This window comes from Corynebacterium sp. ACRPE (genome assembly GCF_022347435.1).
GTDB classification, from domain to species: domain Bacteria; phylum Actinomycetota; class Actinomycetes; order Mycobacteriales; family Mycobacteriaceae; genus Corynebacterium; species Corynebacterium tuberculostearicum_D.
The window spans coordinates 20,306-37,312 of sequence record NZ_JAKRNA010000013.1 but is presented as its reverse complement, the minus strand read 5'-3'; the positions used below and the strand labels follow the sequence as shown (position 1 = coordinate 37,312).

Genomic DNA, 17,007 nt, shown 5'->3' with positions numbered 1-17,007 from the left:
AGGACACACAGGGTTCGTTAGATTGGATCCATGACTACAACACACATGAAGGCCATCGTTCAGACCGACCCGCAGGATCGTCGGTCCTTAGAGCTCCACGAAGTCGCTGTCCCACAGCTGCGTCCAGGCGAAGTGCTTGTGAAGGTGCAGGCGGCCGGCGTTAACCGCGGCGATATCTTGCAAACGATGGGTGCCTATCCGCCGCCACCGGGAGCGTCCGAAATCTTGGGCTTAGAAGCAGCAGGCACCATTGCCGATGCCGGGGATACGAACTGGGAGGTAGGCACCGAGGTGGGCTGCCTGCTTGCCGGTGGTGGCTACGCCGAATACGTCGCGGTTCCGCAGGGCCAGCTGCTTCCCGTGCCCAAGGGGTTGAGCGTCGAGGAAACTGCAGCGGTGGTTGAGGTCGGATGCACCGTGTGGTCCAACCTGGGCATTGAGGCAGGCCTTCACGAGGGCCAGCGCGTCCTCATCCATGGCGGAGGCGGCGGCATTGGCACTTTTGCCATTCAGGTAGCCAAGGCCCTCGGCGCAGAGGTGGCGGTGACGGCCGGGTCGCAGGAGAAGTTGGAGCGTTGCCGCGAGCTGGGTGCCGATATTCTCATCGACTATAAGGAGCAGGACTTCGTAGAAGAGTTGAAGGGAAGCTGCGATGTCATTTTGGACATCATCGGCGCGAAATATCTGGAAAAGAATATGAAGTGCCTGGCTAAGGACGGCAAGCTCATCATCATTGGCATGCAAGGCGGTACCAAGGCGGAAATCAACTTGGGCGCCATGCTGCCCAAGCGCCTGACCATCCAGGGCACGACGCTGCGCGCCCGCGACTTAGAAGACAAGGCACAGATTGTGGCGGGCACGGTAGAAAATATATGGCCCATGCTGGAAGACGGCCGCGTAAAGCACGCGCTGCATGCTACTTACCCGCTTGCCGACGCCGCCCAGGCCCACACCGCCCTAGACAGCGGCGAGGTCACCGGCACCTTGGTGCTTACCGTTTAAGCCAGCGAGGCTACGACGCGGATGAGATGCTCAACGTCGTGATAGGTGTTGAAGGGGCCGAGCGCAACAGTAACGGCGCCGCCAATTTCTTCCACGCCCATCTCCGTAAGCAACGGGGTCTGCGGGGCAAGCGTGGTAACAAGTCCGTTATCAAAGAGGCGCTTGTAAACCGTCTCGGCCGGAACCCCCTTTACCGCGAAGGTGAGGCGCGGCAGGCGATCGTCGGAGGCGCCCGCGGCAGCCTCCCCGGTCACGCCAAGAATATGCACGGCGGGCAGGGTACTCAAGAAGGAATAGAGGTCAGCGCGCAGATCCTCCAAGTAGACGCTGAGCGCATCCATGGAGGTGCGCAGGCGCTTGCGGCGCGAGCCGCTCTCCCCACCGGCGAGGGCGGCAAGATGGTCCACGAGCGGTCCGACACCGCCGGCCAAGCCAGAGGAAATGGGTGTTTCCAGCTTGCGAGAACCCTTGCCGGTATGCACCGGATCGAGGGCGTCGAGGCGGCGGAACATGCGGGTATCGCGGAAGACAAGCGCCGCTAGCTGCGGTCCGCCCAGCAGCCCCAGGTCGAGGCCCAAGATATCGGCGCCGAGATCATCAAAGTTGATGGGGCGGTAGGGAGCGATCGCGGAGACGTCGAGAAGCGTCCAGGCGCGGGAGCGCTCATGGACGGTGTCAATGATCTCGGCGGCCGGGGATACCGTGCCCAAAAGCTCGTGCGCGGCGGAGAAGGCAACGAGGCGCGTGGAGCCATCGACAAGCTCGGCAAATTGGAAACCTGGCAGCTCACCCGTGCCCAAGTCTGGCTGGGCCCAGCGGGTTTCTGCCTTGACCTCAGAAAATGCCGAGTACAAAGACGGTGGATCCAGCTTGGAGAGCACCACCGAAGAGTTGCTGCCCAACAGCGGGCGGGCCGCGTGCGCCAAGGACTGGTACAACACGGGCAAGGACGGGCCAAGCACCACGCGGTCCGCCTTGGACCCGGTCAGATCCGCTACAGCCATGCGTGCGGCGGTGTAATTACCATCGCCTTCCAAACGGCCCGGCGCGGGAGTGGCAGAGTGGGCGCCGCCTGGGCCCTCCTGGGTGGCCACTGCGGTGGACATCCGGAAGGAGCGCGCCACGCCGGAGGCGACGCGCTCAGAAATTTGGGGGACCGCGTGCGCGTTGAGGTAGGTCCAACCATCAGATAGCCCGGTGTATAAACCGCGCACACTGAATACGTCGTAGTGTGCCGAAGCTCCTGCTGGCATTACGGTCCCCTTCTTTATCGCGCTAGGCATCGCCACACAGTGGCGGTCGGTTCCCTACTGTATACGCGTTTGGCCCAAGTTTCCCAAATCTGAATTTTCGCTGGATACCGTTGTTTTCGCAGGCTGGCGGCGTGTAGTTCCCGTTTGCCCAGCCCGCGCGCTAGGGTGTTGAGCGTGCAAGATAACAATCAACTGCGCGCTGATATCGCCCGCATGACCTCCCAGCCAGACGGCGAGGCCACCCCAGCGTCCCAGTCCGAGACCCTCAAGGCCGCCTTCGCGGACCTGGCGCAGGGTGCACAGCAGCGCGAGCTGTGGTTCAAACTGGGCATTCAAGATATTAAGCAGCGCTACCGCCGCTCTGTCCTGGGCCCGTTTTGGATCACCATCGCCACCGGCGTGATGGCCCTTGCCTTGGGCCTGTTGTATTCCATGCTCTTCCAGATTCCCGTCGCGGAGTTCCTCCCCCACGTCACCGTGGGCCTTATTATGTGGACCTTCATCTCGGGTTGCATCAAGGAAGGCTCCACCGTCTTCATTGACAACGAGGGCTTGATTAAACAGCTCCCCGCCCCGCTGTCGGTGCATGTTTACCGCTTGGTGTGGCGCCAGACACTGTTTTTGGGCCATAACCTCATCATCTGGTTGCTGCTTATCCTTATCTTCCCGCGCAGCCTAGGCTGGGAGTTCTTCCTGTTTATCCCTGGTTTGGCATTGCTGTTGGTCAACGGCGTATGGGTCACGATGTTCTTTGGCATCATCGCTACCCGCTTCCGTGACGTCGCCCCGCTGCTAGAAGCACTCACCCAGCTGCTGTTCTACGTCACCCCCATTGTGTGGATGACCAATACCTTGAAGGACCAGGGCGGGGCGGTGTCCAGCCGCGCCCGCATCGCGGAAATCAACCCGCTCTACCACTACCTGGAAATCGTCCGTGCGCCCATGATCGGTGAGCCGGTGGCCGCCTACCACTGGTGGATCGTCATTGGCTGCACCGTTCTCGGCCTGCTCATCGCCGGCTTGGTCATGCGCAAGTGGCGCTTCCGCGTCAGCTACTGGGTTTAAGCCCACGCCCTGCACTTCCTGAGATTCCTCGAAAGGATACAGACTGATGGTCTCGATTGATACGTATAACGCGTGCGTGGACTTTCCCATCTTTGATGCCAAATCTCGCTCGCTCAAGAAGGCCATGCTTTCTTCCGCCGGCGGCGCCATTGGCAAAAATGCCCAGAACACCGTCGTGGTGGAGGCGCTAAAGGATATTAACCTGCACCTGCGCGAGGGCGACCGCGTGGGTTTGGTGGGCCATAACGGCGCCGGCAAGTCCACCTTGCTGCGCCTTTTGTCTGGCATTTATGAACCAACCCGTGGTTCTGCCGATGTGCGCGGCCGCGTGGCCCCCGTCTTTGATTTGGGCGTAGGCATGGACCCAGAGGTCTCTGGCTACGACAACATCATTATCCGTGGCCTCTTTTTGGGCCAGTCCATCAAGCAGATGAAGAAAAAGATGGATGAGATTGCGGAGTTTTCTGAACTCGGCGATTATCTCTCCATGCCGCTGCGCACCTATTCCACCGGTATGCGCGTGCGCTTGGCGCTCGGCGTGGTGACATCCATTGAGCCGGAAATCTTGCTGTTGGATGAGGGCATCGGCGCCGTCGACGCCGCTTTCATGGCCAAGGCCCGTGTGCGCCTGCAAGAGCTGGTGAAGCGCTCCGGCATCCTGGTCTTTGCCTCCCACTCCAATGACTTCTTGGCGCAGCTGTGCAATACCGCGCTGTGGATCGACCATGGCGAGATCCGCTCGGTGGGCGAAGTTTCTGACGTTGTCGGTGAATACGAAGGCCCTGAGGTGGGCGAGTACGTGCGCGACCTGCGCGAGCGTTTTGAAAATGAGGATACGAACGACAGCTAGCAGCACTCTTTTTCGCATCTTGCTTCCGCTGCGCGGAGTGTTTCTGCGCTAGCCCGCCCCAGCCCGGTGGCAAGATGGAACCCATGACTGCCACCCTGACTTCCACCGGTTCCACCGCCGCCGTCATTGTTACCCATCAGCGCGCCGAGCTACTGCGGGCCTCGCTTGAACAGGTAGTCCACCAAACCCACCCCGTGCAGTGGGTAGTCGTGGTGGATAATGGCGCGGAAGATGCGGTGCGCGAACTCGTCGAATCCATGGCGGGTGACCGGGGCGTCTACGTGCCTTCGGAAACCAACCTGGGCGGCGCCGGTGGCTTTGCGTTGGGTTTTCTCACCGCGCTGTCTTTGGGCGCCGATGCCGTGTGGTGTGCCGATGATGACGGCCGCCCTGCCGATCACGCGGTACTAGCGGAGCTATATCGGGTGGCCGAGGCCAACCACCTGCATGAGGTCTCCCCGGCGGTATGCAATATTGCCGATCCCGGCCGCCTCGCCTTCCCCCTGCGCCAGGGGCTGGTATGGCGCCGCCGGATGGACGAGCTGGAGGGCGATTTCCTGCCCGGCATCGCCTCACTTTTTAACGGTGCGCTGATTTCCGCCGCGGCCATGGAGATCATTGGCGTGCCGGACTACCGGCTGTTTATCCGCGGCGATGAGGTGGAATACCACCGTCGACTGGTTAATTCCGGTCTCTCCTTCGGCACGGCGCTGACCACCAGCTATCTGCACCCGGACGGATCGGATGAGTTCAAGCCCATCCTGGGAGGCAAGATGCATACCCAGTACCCAGAAGGTGAGTTCAAGCGCTTTTTCACCTACCGCAATCGCGGCTACTTGCTGTGGCAGCGCGGCATGCGCAAGCTACTGCCCCAGGAATTTGCCCGCTTTGGCTGGTTCTTCTTGGTCCAGCGCCACGACCCGGCCGGCTTTATCGAATGGCTCAAGCTCCACAACCGCGGACGCCAAGAAGATTTCCGCCGGCCGCACCAGGGCTAGGACGGATCCTGCTTGGCGACGACCCGGACCCCCGCCTTCCTAAAAATAATCCAGCGTTGCACCGTAAAGTTCACCACGGTGGCGGTGCCCTGCGAGATGGCAAAGGCCACCGCCCGCGCGGGATCGGCGCTCAGCAGGCCGACGCCGATCTGCAGGAGCCAGGTTAAGGAGACGTCGATAAGCGCGGCAAGTGCCCCCGTCACCGCGAACTTGGCGCTTTGCGCGCGCAGGCTGGTCGAGCGCGAAGCCCGCTGGGCCGCGCCGCGCCACGTCCGTGGGGAGGCTGCTGCCATCTATTTTTCCTTAAAAATAAAGGCCCTTTGAATGGCAAAGTTGGTCACCGTGGCCACGCCTTGGGCGATGACGAAGGCGATGGTGTCTTTCACCGCCCCCTCAAAGCCGAGGGCCATAAGCGGCTCATTGAGCACCCAGTACAGGAAGTTTTGAACCGCAAAGGTCGAGGCGTACAAGATGCCCACGGTCGCGGCCGTGCGGCCAGATACCTTGGCCCCAAAGGTCCACCGCGCATTGGCTAGATAGGCGGCGATGGTGCCAAAGACCCAACCGATGGCCTTGGCGGCGGAACGGTGCAGCCCCAGATAGGTCAATAGCAGCGTGAGACCATAGTCAATGGCGGCGGTAAATACGCCCACGGAAATAAAACGCACCAGCTGGGTATGCAGCGAGGTGGACGAGGGCTTTACTTCTACGGCGTTGTCAGCGGAATTAGTCACGAGTGAGTAGCCTACCCGCGCAAGAGCGCTCGGTACATGTCCAACCGATCCACCGGCGCGGCGGATTCGGCGCCATAGGCGCCTATCCCGGCCAATTGCTGCAACGACGCCGCACACAGTTCCCGCACGTCGGCGCCGGAGAGCGCCGTGCCATCGTCATTGACCCAGCCGAGCGCATCCATAGTGGTCTCCACGACGGAATCGGTCAGCTCCGCGCCACCCATGCAGGATAGGGCGAGCGCCATGGACCAAAAGGCGTCTTTGCCTTCATGGGTCACCTCGCGCGGCAGGCTGGCGAGCACGCGGGAAGTATGCGGTGTGAGGTCGGTTTCCCTGCCCAGGTCCATCGCTTGCAGCAGCGGGACAAAATCATAGAGTTTGGTGCGCTCAATCAAATCGCGCACGGGGGACGATACCGCGGAAAAGACTTCATCGGTAACCTCTTGCCCGGTCAATTCGCGGTTGACGCTGGTCAGCTCAAAGGGCTGAAAGAGCGATCCGGAGCCGCCCACGCACAGCGCCTCTGGGGTGCCATTATCGCGGGGATAAATCTCGGCTACTACCAGCTCGAAGTCCCACAGTCCCCAGGCGAAGTCGATTTGATCGCCCTCGCGCCACAGGAATTCGGAGGCCTGGCGCTCCGGATCGATGCGCGGGCCACGGGCTTCGGTGTGTTCATAAAAGTGCCAGGGAGATTCCTCCTCCGGCAGGCCAAAGCAGATGCGCAGTACGCGGTGCAGCTCGGTGAAGGTCAGGGCATCGCTAAAACCAATCTGGCGGTGCACCTCGCCATCGGCGCGAATATTCGCGGCTTGGCAGATGATGGTGAGGGGCTCGCGCTTGAGGGATACCACGCTATCGGCGCGTTTGGCCCGCGCCTGTGCGATATCGGTGGCCCCTGCGTTCATGAGCCCCACCATACGCAAGTTTTAGGAAGCTAGTTTTGCAATATCCCGCGCTTCTAGCTCACTAATGAGGAACGTTAGCGCCGCACCAATAGCGCCCAAGAGGGTCCACGGACGCTTGGCACCGCGCTTGCGCAGGAACTTCACCATGCGGCGGGAAAGGGCAACGTTCATCCACCCGCCCAGGATGAGCAGCAGCACCACTGCGGCAAAAATGGCCCACGGCTTGAGGCCTTGATCGTCACTATCCTGCGGCGAGCGCGGCTCATCGCCGTCCTGCTCGGCGTGCGCGTTGGTATAGGCCACTAGGGCACTAAAGCCAAAGAAAGACAAGGTATACGCGGTGATCAAACCGCCCTTGGACGTGATCCAATCCGGATAGGAGGTCGCGATGCCCACGGCGGCGGCCTGGGTGATACGGCCAGCCAGGGTGTCATCGAGGGCGTAGTTGTCTTGGCGCTGATCGTGCGTCTCACGGTTGTTGGTCATAGCGACTACTTTAAGCGGCGGTAAGCTAATGCGCATGTACTCGGAAAAGACAGAGCATATGACGCCGGCGCAGCAGGCAGCACAGGATGTGCGCGCAGAGGACGATAAGCGCAACGGCCACTTCGAGGCCACGGAGCATACCGATGTGCCGTTGAGCCCTTTCATGACTCGCCTGATGGCAGAGGAATTGCCCATGCTGGATTCCTCCTCACGGGCTCGCGTGTATGAGCTTTTGCGGGAGTACGACGGCCCGATTATTGAATCCCAAGAGGAACTGCCGGAAGAGATCCGCACGCTCATGGATCTGTAAACGGGCACATTCGGGCAGTACAAGCGTCCGTTTTGTTCCGAATATCACTCGCGTCACTCCAGCCACCCTCCTGTGAGCTAGGTAGGCTAGAGAAGCGACATAAATCCGTCGAGCAAAGAGTAAGAGATGGAATTACATACCACTGAAAAGTCCCTGCACGGCTGGGGCCGCACCGCCCCGACGACCGCCCATGTTCTCGCCACCGAAGACGTGGACGTCATCAAGAAGGCCGTGGCCCAAGTTGCAGAAGATAACTCGGATAAACCCGCCCATCTGCGCCGTGGCGTCATCGCCCGCGGTATGGGCCGCTCCTACGGTGACCCCGCCCAAAATGGCGGCGGCCTGGTCATCGACATGCAAAAACTCAATAAGATCCACTCCATCGACCCGGAGTCCGCTCTGGTGGACGTCGATGGCGGCGTCACCTTGGACCAGCTGATGAAGGCCGCCCTGCCGTATGGCCTGTGGGTTCCGGTTCTGCCGGGTACCCGCCAGGTCACCATCGGTGGCGCAATCGGCCCGGATATTCACGGCAAGAACCACCACTCCGCCGGCTCCTTTGGTGACCACGTGGTCTCCATGGAGTTGCTCGTGTCCGATGGCCGCGTGCTGCACCTGACCCCAGAGGGCTCCGAGGATGACCCGAGCGGCGACCTCTTCTGGGCCACCGTCGGCGGCATGGGCCTGACCGGCATCATCTTGCGCGCCACCATCCGCATGACCAAGACGGAAACCGCCTACTTCATCGCGGATACGGACCGCACCGATAACTTGGATGAGACCATCGCCTTCCACTCCGATGGTTCCGAGCACAACTACACCTATTCTTCCGCCTGGTTCGATGTCATTTCACCAGAACCAAAGCTGGGCCGCTCCACCATTTCCCGCGGCTCGCTGGCCACCCTGGCACAGCTGGAAGAGCTCGCCCCGAAGCTGGCCAAGGACCCGCTGAAGTTCAATGCGCCGCAGCTGATGACGGTGCCGGATATCTTCCCGTCCTGGACCATGAATAAGCTCTCCCTCTCCGCCGTGGGCCTGGCGTACTACACCATGGGTGCACCGGCGAAGAACCAGGTCAAGAACCTGACGCAGTTCTACCAGCCGCTGGATCTCATCGGCGAGTGGAACCGCGGCTACGGTTCCAAGGGCTTCCTGCAGTACCAGTTCGTGGTACCGACCGAGGCCGTGGAGCCGTTCAAGGAGATCATCCGCGATATGCAGCGCTCCGGCCACTACTCCGCCCTCAACGTGTTCAAACTCTTCGGTGAAGGCAACCGCGCGCCGCTGTCCTACCCGATGCCGGGCTGGAATGTCTGCGTGGACTTCCCCATTCGTCCGGGCCTGGGCAAGTTCCTGGATGACCTGGACCGCCGCGTGATGGAATTCGGCGGCCGCCTCTACCTGGCCAAGGAATCCCGTACCTCCGCGGAGAACTTCCACAAGATGTACCCGGGCATGGAAGGCTGGCTGAAGACCCGCAACGAGATCGACCCGACCGGCGTCTTTGCCTCCGATATGTCCCGCCGCCTCGAGCTGCACTAATCACTGGAAATAACACCTTTAAGGAGATTTACTAACCATGCTTAATGCAGTAGGCCAAGCACAACACATCCTGCTTTTGGGCGGCACCTCTGAGATCGGCCTCGGCGTCGTCTCCGAGTTCTTGCAGCGCGGCCCGGCCAAGGTCACCCTGGCCGCCCGCCCGGAGTCCCCGCGCATCGCGCAGGCCAAGGCTGACCTGGAATCCCGCGGCGCTGACGTAGAGGTCCTGGACTTCGACGCCACCGACTTCGACTCCCACCCGGACGTTATTAATAAGGCCTGGGCCCGCGGCGACGTCGACGTAGCCATCGTTGCCTTCGGCACCCTGGGTGACCAGGAAGAGCTGTGGCAAAACCACGACAAGGCCGTCGCCTCCGCACAGACCAACTACACCGCACCGGTGTCCGTAGGCGTGCTCTTGGGTGAGAAGTTCAAACACCAAGGCCACGGCACCATCATCGCTATGTCCTCCGTGGCAGGCATGCGCGTGCGCCGTTCCAACTTTGTCTACGGCGCCTCCAAGGCCGGCGTGGACGGCTTCTACATCAACTTGGGCGAGGCCCTGCGCGGCACCGGAGCCAACGTGCTGGTTGTCCGGCCGGGCCAGGTGCGCACCAAGATGTCCGCCGAGGCTGGCGACGCCCCACTGACCGTCAACGTCTCCGACGTTGCCGAGGCCACCGTCAAGGCCGTGCTCGAGGGCAAGCAGTCCATCTTCGTACACCCGCTATTTGAGTACGTTTCTTTGGCATTCAAGTTCATCCCGCAGGCCATCTTCCGCAAGCTGCCGTTCTAAACGCCGCAGCTTTCCGCGCTGGCGCTAGCCGGCCGGCTCGCCTCCGCCCCGCCCCCGCTCTTTCGCTTCGCCGCACACCCGCGGCGAGGGAGGTGACGGGGGCGGTGGTGTATCAGGGGGACGTCGGCAAGCAAGTGCTCACCTGCCCGCGCCAAATCTAGGCTGCGGGGCTTGGGTATGCGAAACTAATGGGCATGACAAGCACCGCTGTACCCGCCCAGTCAACGCCCGTGAGCGAGGATAACCGCACCGAGGCCTACCGCGCCGATGCGCTGACTCCTCGCGCGACCCTGCTGGGTATTGTGCTGGCCGCCCTGGCCGGTGGCGTGGTGACGCTGCTGGGCTGGTTTGCCTTCAAGACGGTCTCGCTGCCGTCCTTTAATACCTCCATGGTCACCCGCGCGTTGACCACGGTGGGTGTGGTGCTCACGCTGGCCCTGGCCGGCGGGCTGTGCGTGTGGTGGCTCTATGACCACTACAAGGAGTCCTTTGCCCGGCCGCGCTGGCGGTCCTGGCTGACCTACGCGGTCACCTACCTCTCCCCGGCCCTCTTGACCCTGGCCGCCGTGGGCCTGCCGCTGTCTGCCTCCCGCTTGTGGCTCGATGGCGTGCAGGTGGACCAGGCCTTCCGTACCCAGTTCCTCACCCGTTCGGTGGATGAGATGGGCTATGCGGACATGAACTACCAGGACATGCCGTCCTTCTATCCGATTGGCTGGTTCTGGTTGGGCGGCCGCTTGGGTGCGCTCATGGGAATTCCGGGCTGGGAGGTCTACCAGCCCTGGGCGCTCATCTCCATTGCCGTGGCCGGTTGTATTTTGGTGCCCATCTGGCAGCGCCTGACCAGTTCCCTGCCGGTCGCCACCGCCATCGCCCTGGTGACCACCGCGATTACGCTCACCATCGCGGCCGAGGAGCCCTATTCCGCGGTCATTGCCATGGGGCTGCCCGCCGTTGCGGTACTTAGCGCCCGCGCCTTCCGCGGCTCCGGGCTGGCTACCCTGGGAGTAACGCTCTACCTGGGCATTTCCGCTACGTTCTATACCCTTTTCACCGGTGCGGCCGCACTTACAGTAGTCAGCCTCATCGCGCTGTTTACCGCGCTCTATGAGCATACGTGGCGCCCCATCCTGCGCCTGGTGATCATGGCGGTAGGCTCCATTGCCATCGCCCTCATCGCCTGGGGGCCCTACCTATGGTCGGTCATGCACTCACCGGCGCCACTGCAAACCACCGCGCAGCACTACCTGCCGGAGGAAGGCACGCAAATTCCAGTGCCTTTCTTGTCTTTCAGCATTGTGGGCTTCCTCTGCCTCATGGGGCTTATTTACATCGTCATCCGCCTCAATGACGTGGAGGTACGCGCGCTGGGCATCTCCCTCCTTGGCACCTACCTGTGGACCGTGGTGTCTATGGTGGCAACCCTGGCCGGCACCACGCTGCTCAGCTTCCGCCTCGAGGTCATCGTGGTGCTCCTCTTTGCCACCGCCGGCATCCTGGCCCTGGCAGAGATTCGTCTACTCGGCGTGCACCACCTCTACCCGGCGCGTTTCTCCCACACCACCAATAAGCAGATCACCGCGGTCTTTGGCATCGTCTTGGCCTTGGCCGGCGTCTTCTATGCGCAGCAGATCCCAGAGGCTAACGAGAACGCCATCGATCACGCCTATAGCGATACCGATGGCTACGGCGAACGCGCGGACCGCTTCACCAGCGATTCCGCCCACTACTACCTAGATATCCACAACTTCATTCAAGACCAGGGCTATACGCCGGATGAGACGGTGGTGCTCACGGATGAAAAGACCTTCATGTCTTATTACCCCTACTGGGGCTTTAACGCCTTTACCAGCCACTATGCCAATCCCTTGGGCGAGTTCAGCACCCGCAACGAGCAGATTGAAACTTGGGCCAATGACTCCTGGGACATGCAGCCGGAGGAGTTCCGCAAGGCCTTGGATTCTGCTCCCTGGCGCAGCCCGGATGTGATGATGTTCCGCGGCGACCTGGAAAATAAGGACGATGGCTTCAAGTTCCACCTGGCAGAAGATATCTATCCTAACCAGCCGAATATTCGCTACCGCGCGGTCTTCTTCAATGCCGACGTTTTTGATAAGGGCTGGAAGTTGCAGCAAACCGGCCCCTTTGTAACAGCCGTTCGCACCAAGTAAGTTCACCCACACTTCCCGCCCGCGGCAGGGTGTGCCCGCGGGCCGAGGGGGTTATCTGACGTAAACTAATCGCCGTGTCAGATAGCCTCACTACGAATACCACCCAAGCGCGACCTGCCGCTGCCGGCTCCCGCTTCACCACCGCCCCCGCGGGCCTGCGGTGGACTGCAATCATTGCCGGGCTGATTGGTTTCCTGTGTTTTGTAGCGACCCCGCTACTGCCGGTAACCCAAACCCAGTCCTCTTATGATTGGCCGCAGCATGATTCCGTGCAGTCCATCAACGCGCCGCTCATTTCCGTCGCCCCGGAGGACCTGAAGGCCACCATCCCCATCTCCGCAGTCGATGAACTGCGCGAGGGCCAGTCCATGGTCTACGGCACCGTCCCACCGGAGTCCAAGAAGGCCTCCAACCGCGGCCTTTTCGTCCGCGCGAATGACGAGGGCCTGTCCGTCGTGTCCTTGGATGAGGTGCTGCTTACCCTCAACGCCAAAGAGGTAGCCAAGCTCCCCAAGGACGCCAAGATTGACATTTCCGCTACGGGCGATGGCACCTCCGTGAGCGTGGGCGAGCATGAAAAGACCACCGAGGAGGATCTGCGCCCGCAGGTCACCGGTGTCTATACCGAAATCGACGATAAGGCTGACGTACAAGCCCTGTTTGACGACGGCCTCAATGTCCACGTCGATATCAACTCCCGCTTTACCTCGTCCCCGACGTTGATCAAGACCATTGTCATGTGGCTGGGCATCGCCATGGTGGTCGTGTCCCTATTCTGCCTGTGGCGCATCGACCGCCTCGATGGCCGCTGCTTCGGCTTCATGCCCGAGACGTGGAAGAAGGTGCGCCCGCTCGATGGCGTGGTCGCCGCCATTTTGGGATTCTGGTACATCCTCGGCGCCAATACCTCCGATGATGGCTTCATCTTCTCCATGAGCCGCGTCTTCGATCACGCGACCTACATGGCCAATTACTACCGCTGGTACGGCGTGCCGGAGGCGCCCTTTGGCTCCCCTTACTATGACCTGGTTGCCGTACTCTCCCAGATTTCTACCGCCTCGGTCTTCGTGCGCCTGCCGGGCCTGATTTCCGGGCTCATCATCTGGTTTATCCTTTCCCGTGAGATGCTGCCGCGCTTTGGCCAGCTTGTCGACGGCCGCCGGGTCGCCCACTGGACCGCAGCGCTGATGTTCCTGGCCTTCTGGCTGCCGTATAACAACGGCACCCGCCCGGAGCCCATCGTGGCGCTCGGCGTGATGTTTACCTGGGCTTCCTTCGAGCGCGCCATTGCCACCCGCCGCCTGCTTCCGGCGGCCGTGGGCACCATCGCGGCGACTATTACTTTGGCCGCCGGTCCGACCGGTCTTTTTGCCGTGGGCGTCTTCCTCGTCAGCCTGCCGCACCTCTTCCGTGCCATGGCCGAGCGCGTGCCGTCCATGGGCGGTGGCGCCCTCGGCTGGCTTTCGCTCATTGCGCCGTTCCTGAGCGCTGGCACCGCCATCATGGTCGCCGCCTTTGGTGACCAGACGCTGTCTACCGTGCTGGAGTCCACCCGCGTGCGCTCCGAGGTCGGCCCCTCCTTGCCGTGGTACGCCGAGTACGCGCGCTACTCCACCCTCTTCCAGGAATCGGTGGATGGCTCGCTGACCCGCCGCTTCGCGGTCTTCACCATGCTCTTTTGCCTGGTTCTTATCGTGGCGGCCTTTATCAAGGACCGTCGCGTCGTTGGTGCTGCCGTCGGCCCGACCCAGCGCCTGCTCATCATCGTGGCGCTGTCCATGTTCTTCCTCATGTTCACCCCCACCAAGTGGACCCACCACTTTGGCATCTACGCCGGCGTGGCCGGTGTCATCGCCGCCCTCGGTGCCGTGGTGCTCTCCCAGTTTGCGCTGCGTTCGCCGCGCGCTCGCACCTTCGCCATCGCCGCGGTGGTCTTCTTGCTCGCGATCTCCTTCGCCGGCTGGAACGCTTGGTGGTACGTATCCTCCTTTGGCATTCCGTGGTGGGATCGCACGGTGCAGCTCAAGGCCATCGAGGCCAATAAGGTGCTGCTCGCCATCGCCCTCATCATCTTCGCCATTGGCGTGGTGCAGTCCCTGCGCCATAGCTACCGCAAGTCCCAGGCGGAAGAGGCTGGCGCACTCGTCGAGTTTGAAAAGAATGCCGCCGCCAAGGTTTCGCGCTCGGCCGGCATCATGTCCGCGCCCATCGCCCTGGCCTGTGCCATTGTGGTGGCGCTATCGTGTGCTTCCTTTGCCAAGGCCACCGTCTCGCAGGCGGATTCTTACTCCGTGGGCAAGGGCAACCTGGCCTCCCTGCGCGGCAATACCTGCGCGCTGGCGGATCAGACCATGGTGGAGACCAACACTAATGACTCCTTCCTGGACCCTGTCGAAGGCGACTTAGGCGATTCCCTAGTGGATGAAGACGAAACCCATACCGGCTTCGACCCGAACTTCATTCCCGAATCCATTGAGCCAGAAAACCAGAACTCCGCCTCTGTGGGTGCCATTGGGGATGGCTCCGGCGATTCCTCTTCCGCTAACGCGGATACCGCTACCTCCGGCGCGGATGCTGAATCCGGCGGCGCGAGCGATTCTGCCGATTCCCAGGAGTCGAAGGATAAGCAGGAAAAGAAGGACAAGAAATCCAAGGAAACCACCAATACCTCTGAAGGCGGCGTGCGCGGTACCCAGGGCGTCAATGGTTCCACCATGCACCTGCCGTTCAACCTGGATTACACCAAGGTGCCGGTGCTGGGTTCCTATTCCGAGGAGCAAGACTCCACTTCTGAAGTGACCACCAAGTGGTACAACCTGCCAGAGGCCAAGGACAATACCCCAGTGCTCGCCGTGTCTGCAGCTGGCAATATCTACCACCACGACGTCAACGGGGTGGAGCAAGAGGGCATGGAGCTTAGCCTCGAGTACGGCACCATCGATGACTCCGGCAAGGTCACCAATACCGGCGAGGAAGAACTTTCCGCCGTCGGCGCCACGCCAAAGTGGCGCAACCTGCGCCTGCCGCTGGATAAGTTGCCAGAGGATGCCAACGTGGTGCGCTTGGTAGCCACGGATGATTCCACCGATGAGGACGACTGGTTGGCCTTTACCCCGCCGCGCGTGCCGGAGCTGGATACCATCAATAACCAGTTCTCCAAGGACACCCCGGCGTTGCTGGACTGGGCAGTGGCCCTGCAGTTCCCGTGCCAGCGCACCTTTGACCACTTTGCCGGCGTCACGGAAATCCCGGAGTACCGCATCCTGCCGGATTCCTCGGCCCAGACCTCGCTGACGGACTTCCAGTCCTTCTCTGGCGGTGGCGCCATGTCCACCGCGGAAGCGGTCAACTACTCCTACGAGATCCCGAGCTACCTCAATAATGACTGGGCCCGCGATTGGGGCGCCATTGAAAAGTACGAGCTGCGTACCGATTCACAGGGCAATGCCCCAGTCCCCGCCGAGATCGATTATGAGGACATTACCCGCTCCGGTCTGTGGCAAGACTCCGAGATGAAGATTCGCCCCGAGGGCGAGGAATAGTCTCACCTGCGGCCGCGCCCCGGCCCCGCTGCGGGGCGCGCAACCGCCGCACGAACCAATCGCCTAGGAAAAAGATCATTAGCGAGGCGCCAAAGAGCGGCGCGATGATCGAATAGGCCACCACCCCCGCCAGCACGGCGGGGGTAATTTTTAGCTCGGGCAGGCCGCGGCGCGGCTTTATCCACCACATCCGCAGACCCGCGATACTCACCACGAGCAATCCCAAGGCCAGCGCCGCCAAGGCGACCTGGCTATAGATACCGAAGAGCGTCCCCATGTGAAGCTGGATGAGCCACGAGGTTAGCTGTGCGGCAAGTGGCCAGTCGGCGGAATTGATGCGGTCGATGACCTCCCCGTTCGGGGTCACTGCTACGGCATCACTGCGCAGCTTAAAGGCCGCACGAGCCTCGCGCACGCCCCACGCATCGCCTGGCTTTTCCGGTGGGGTCATCTCCAGAACCCCGGTCAATCCTTGGCTGCGTGCTGCCGACAATGCGGTTTGGGCCCCGGCAAGTTTCGCAGCGCCCTCGTGCCCCGCATGGCCATTGTGACCAGCGTGGCCGGAATGCTCCCCCGTCTCAGTGCTAGCGCCCACTTCCGCAACGGAGGTTGCCACGGATGGTTCTTTCCAATTCAACTCCTCGCGCACCTTGCCAATGCTGGTACCCGCCACCAACGACCACGTCAGGCCGGTGACGGTCAGGAAGAGAAAGCCCGGCAGCAACCAAGCGCCCACGCGGGCGTGCAACGTCAGCGGCTTGGAAAGCCGCTTTCTATTCTTCTGCTTACGCTTAAGCCACAGGTAAAGGCCAAGGATGCTCAGCGCACCGAGCCACGAGGCCGCAAGTTCGGCATAGAGGCGGCCAGGCTCGCCCAGCCACAGGGTGCGGTGGCCATCGGAGGCCCACGTACGGAAGGGCAGCGCGCGGGATCCGCCATATTGTTGTAGTTCGCCGGTGATATGCAGATCCACCGGATCCACAAAGACGGCGTGGGTGTAACTGGCGTTAGGTGCGCTGGGGTCCGCGAATAGCACGCGGGTGGTTTCCTGCGGATCCTCGGAAGGCTCGACCTGAACCACGTGCCCTTCTGGGTGCTCGCGCTGGGCGGCGGCAATCTGCTCGTCTAGGCTGCGTGGGTTGCCTGGCGCGGTGGCGGTTACCTCATCGTGGTAAATCCACGGTTCAAAGGTGGGTGCCAAGGCGTAGAGAAAGCCGCTTAACGCTGCGACTATGAGAAAGGGCGCGATGATGACGCCGGCGAATTTATGCAGGCGCGATAGCGCGCCATGGGTGGACATAGTCATGCGGAACTAGTCGCACCCTTGTTGAAACTAGTTCCCTTTTAATA

Annotated in this window: 15 protein-coding genes; 9 read left to right on the top strand and 6 right to left on the bottom strand. The window is 61.7% G+C overall.

Annotated features, from left to right (window positions below):
* The first annotated feature begins 45 nt into the window (after window positions 1–45).
* A complete protein-coding gene (locus tag MHY13_RS07685) occupies window positions 46–1,002 on the top strand; it encodes an NAD(P)H-quinone oxidoreductase (protein ID WP_239282714.1) in 957 nt (318 codons plus the stop codon).
* Here MHY13_RS07685 and MHY13_RS07680 read toward each other — a convergent pair.
* A complete protein-coding gene (locus MHY13_RS07680; protein WP_204610509.1) occupies window positions 999–2,255 on the bottom strand; it encodes an aminotransferase class V-fold PLP-dependent enzyme in 1,257 nt (418 codons plus the stop codon). The two genes, MHY13_RS07685 and MHY13_RS07680, sit on opposite strands and share 4 nt — an antisense overlap.
* Window positions 2,256–2,468: 213 nt before the next feature.
* On the opposite strand from MHY13_RS07680, the gene MHY13_RS07675 reads away from it, so the two are divergent.
* The 3 genes from MHY13_RS07675 to MHY13_RS07665 all read left to right on the top strand — a co-directional run bounded on the left by MHY13_RS07675 (window position 2,469) and on the right by MHY13_RS07665 (window position 5,168).
* A complete protein-coding gene (locus tag MHY13_RS07675) occupies window positions 2,469–3,320 on the top strand; it encodes an ABC transporter permease (protein WP_239282712.1) in 852 nt (283 codons plus the stop codon).
* A gap of 46 nt (window positions 3,321–3,366) precedes the next feature.
* Entirely contained in the window at window positions 3,367–4,170 is an 804-nt protein-coding gene (locus MHY13_RS07670; RefSeq protein WP_204610510.1) for an ABC transporter ATP-binding protein, read from the top strand.
* 74 nt (window positions 4,171–4,244) lie between these two features.
* Window positions 4,245–5,168, top strand: coding sequence for a glycosyltransferase (locus MHY13_RS07665; protein WP_239236521.1), 924 nt, complete (start codon window positions 4,245–4,247; stop codon window positions 5,166–5,168).
* Here MHY13_RS07665 and MHY13_RS07660 read toward each other — a convergent pair.
* From MHY13_RS07660 to MHY13_RS07645, 4 genes are read right to left on the bottom strand one after another with little or no spacing between them, the layout of a single operon-like run.
* Window positions 5,165–5,461: a GtrA family protein gene (locus MHY13_RS07660; RefSeq protein WP_239236519.1), complete on the bottom strand. Its 297-nt coding sequence runs from the start codon at window positions 5,459–5,461 to the stop codon at window positions 5,165–5,167. The genes MHY13_RS07665 and MHY13_RS07660 overlap by 4 nt on opposite strands.
* A complete protein-coding gene (locus tag MHY13_RS07655; protein ID WP_239193987.1) occupies window positions 5,462–5,902 on the bottom strand; it encodes a GtrA family protein in 441 nt (146 codons plus the stop codon).
* A gap of 11 nt (window positions 5,903–5,913) precedes the next feature.
* Window positions 5,914–6,822, bottom strand: a complete 909-nt coding sequence (locus tag MHY13_RS07650; RefSeq protein ID WP_367398077.1) for a hypothetical protein — start codon at window positions 6,820–6,822, stop codon at window positions 5,914–5,916.
* 9 nt (window positions 6,823–6,831) lie between these two features.
* A complete protein-coding gene (locus MHY13_RS07645) occupies window positions 6,832–7,296 on the bottom strand; it encodes a hypothetical protein (protein WP_239282672.1) in 465 nt (154 codons plus the stop codon).
* A gap of 34 nt (window positions 7,297–7,330) precedes the next feature.
* On the opposite strand from MHY13_RS07645, the gene MHY13_RS07640 reads away from it, so the two are divergent.
* The 5 genes from MHY13_RS07640 (at window position 7,331) to MHY13_RS07620 (ending at window position 15,657) form a co-directional block, all read left to right on the top strand.
* Complete coding sequence (locus tag MHY13_RS07640; RefSeq protein ID WP_198492349.1) at window positions 7,331–7,606, top strand: hypothetical protein; 276 nt, start codon at window positions 7,331–7,333, stop codon at window positions 7,604–7,606.
* A 126-nt stretch (window positions 7,607–7,732) separates the two neighbouring features.
* The gene (locus MHY13_RS07635) at window positions 7,733–9,148 is read left to right on the top strand and encodes an FAD-binding oxidoreductase (protein ID WP_239282670.1); all 1,416 of its coding nucleotides are present in this window, start codon (window positions 7,733–7,735) and stop codon (window positions 9,146–9,148) included.
* Window positions 9,149–9,185: 37 nt separating this feature from the next.
* Complete coding sequence (locus tag MHY13_RS07630; RefSeq protein ID WP_005329756.1) at window positions 9,186–9,944, top strand: decaprenylphospho-beta-D-erythro-pentofuranosid-2-ulose 2-reductase; 759 nt, start codon at window positions 9,186–9,188, stop codon at window positions 9,942–9,944.
* Window positions 9,945–10,138: 194 nt separating this feature from the next.
* Window positions 10,139–12,115, top strand: coding sequence for a galactan 5-O-arabinofuranosyltransferase (locus tag MHY13_RS07625; protein WP_239282668.1), 1,977 nt, complete (start codon window positions 10,139–10,141; stop codon window positions 12,113–12,115).
* A gap of 74 nt (window positions 12,116–12,189) precedes the next feature.
* The gene (locus MHY13_RS07620) at window positions 12,190–15,657 is read left to right on the top strand and encodes an arabinosyltransferase domain-containing protein (protein ID WP_239282666.1); all 3,468 of its coding nucleotides are present in this window, start codon (window positions 12,190–12,192) and stop codon (window positions 15,655–15,657) included.
* On the opposite strand, the gene MHY13_RS07615 is transcribed toward MHY13_RS07620, so the two are convergent.
* A complete protein-coding gene (locus MHY13_RS07615; protein ID WP_239282664.1) occupies window positions 15,596–16,963 on the bottom strand; it encodes a PepSY domain-containing protein in 1,368 nt (455 codons plus the stop codon). The genes MHY13_RS07620 and MHY13_RS07615 overlap by 62 nt on opposite strands.
* Window positions 16,964–17,007 lie beyond the last annotated feature (44 nt).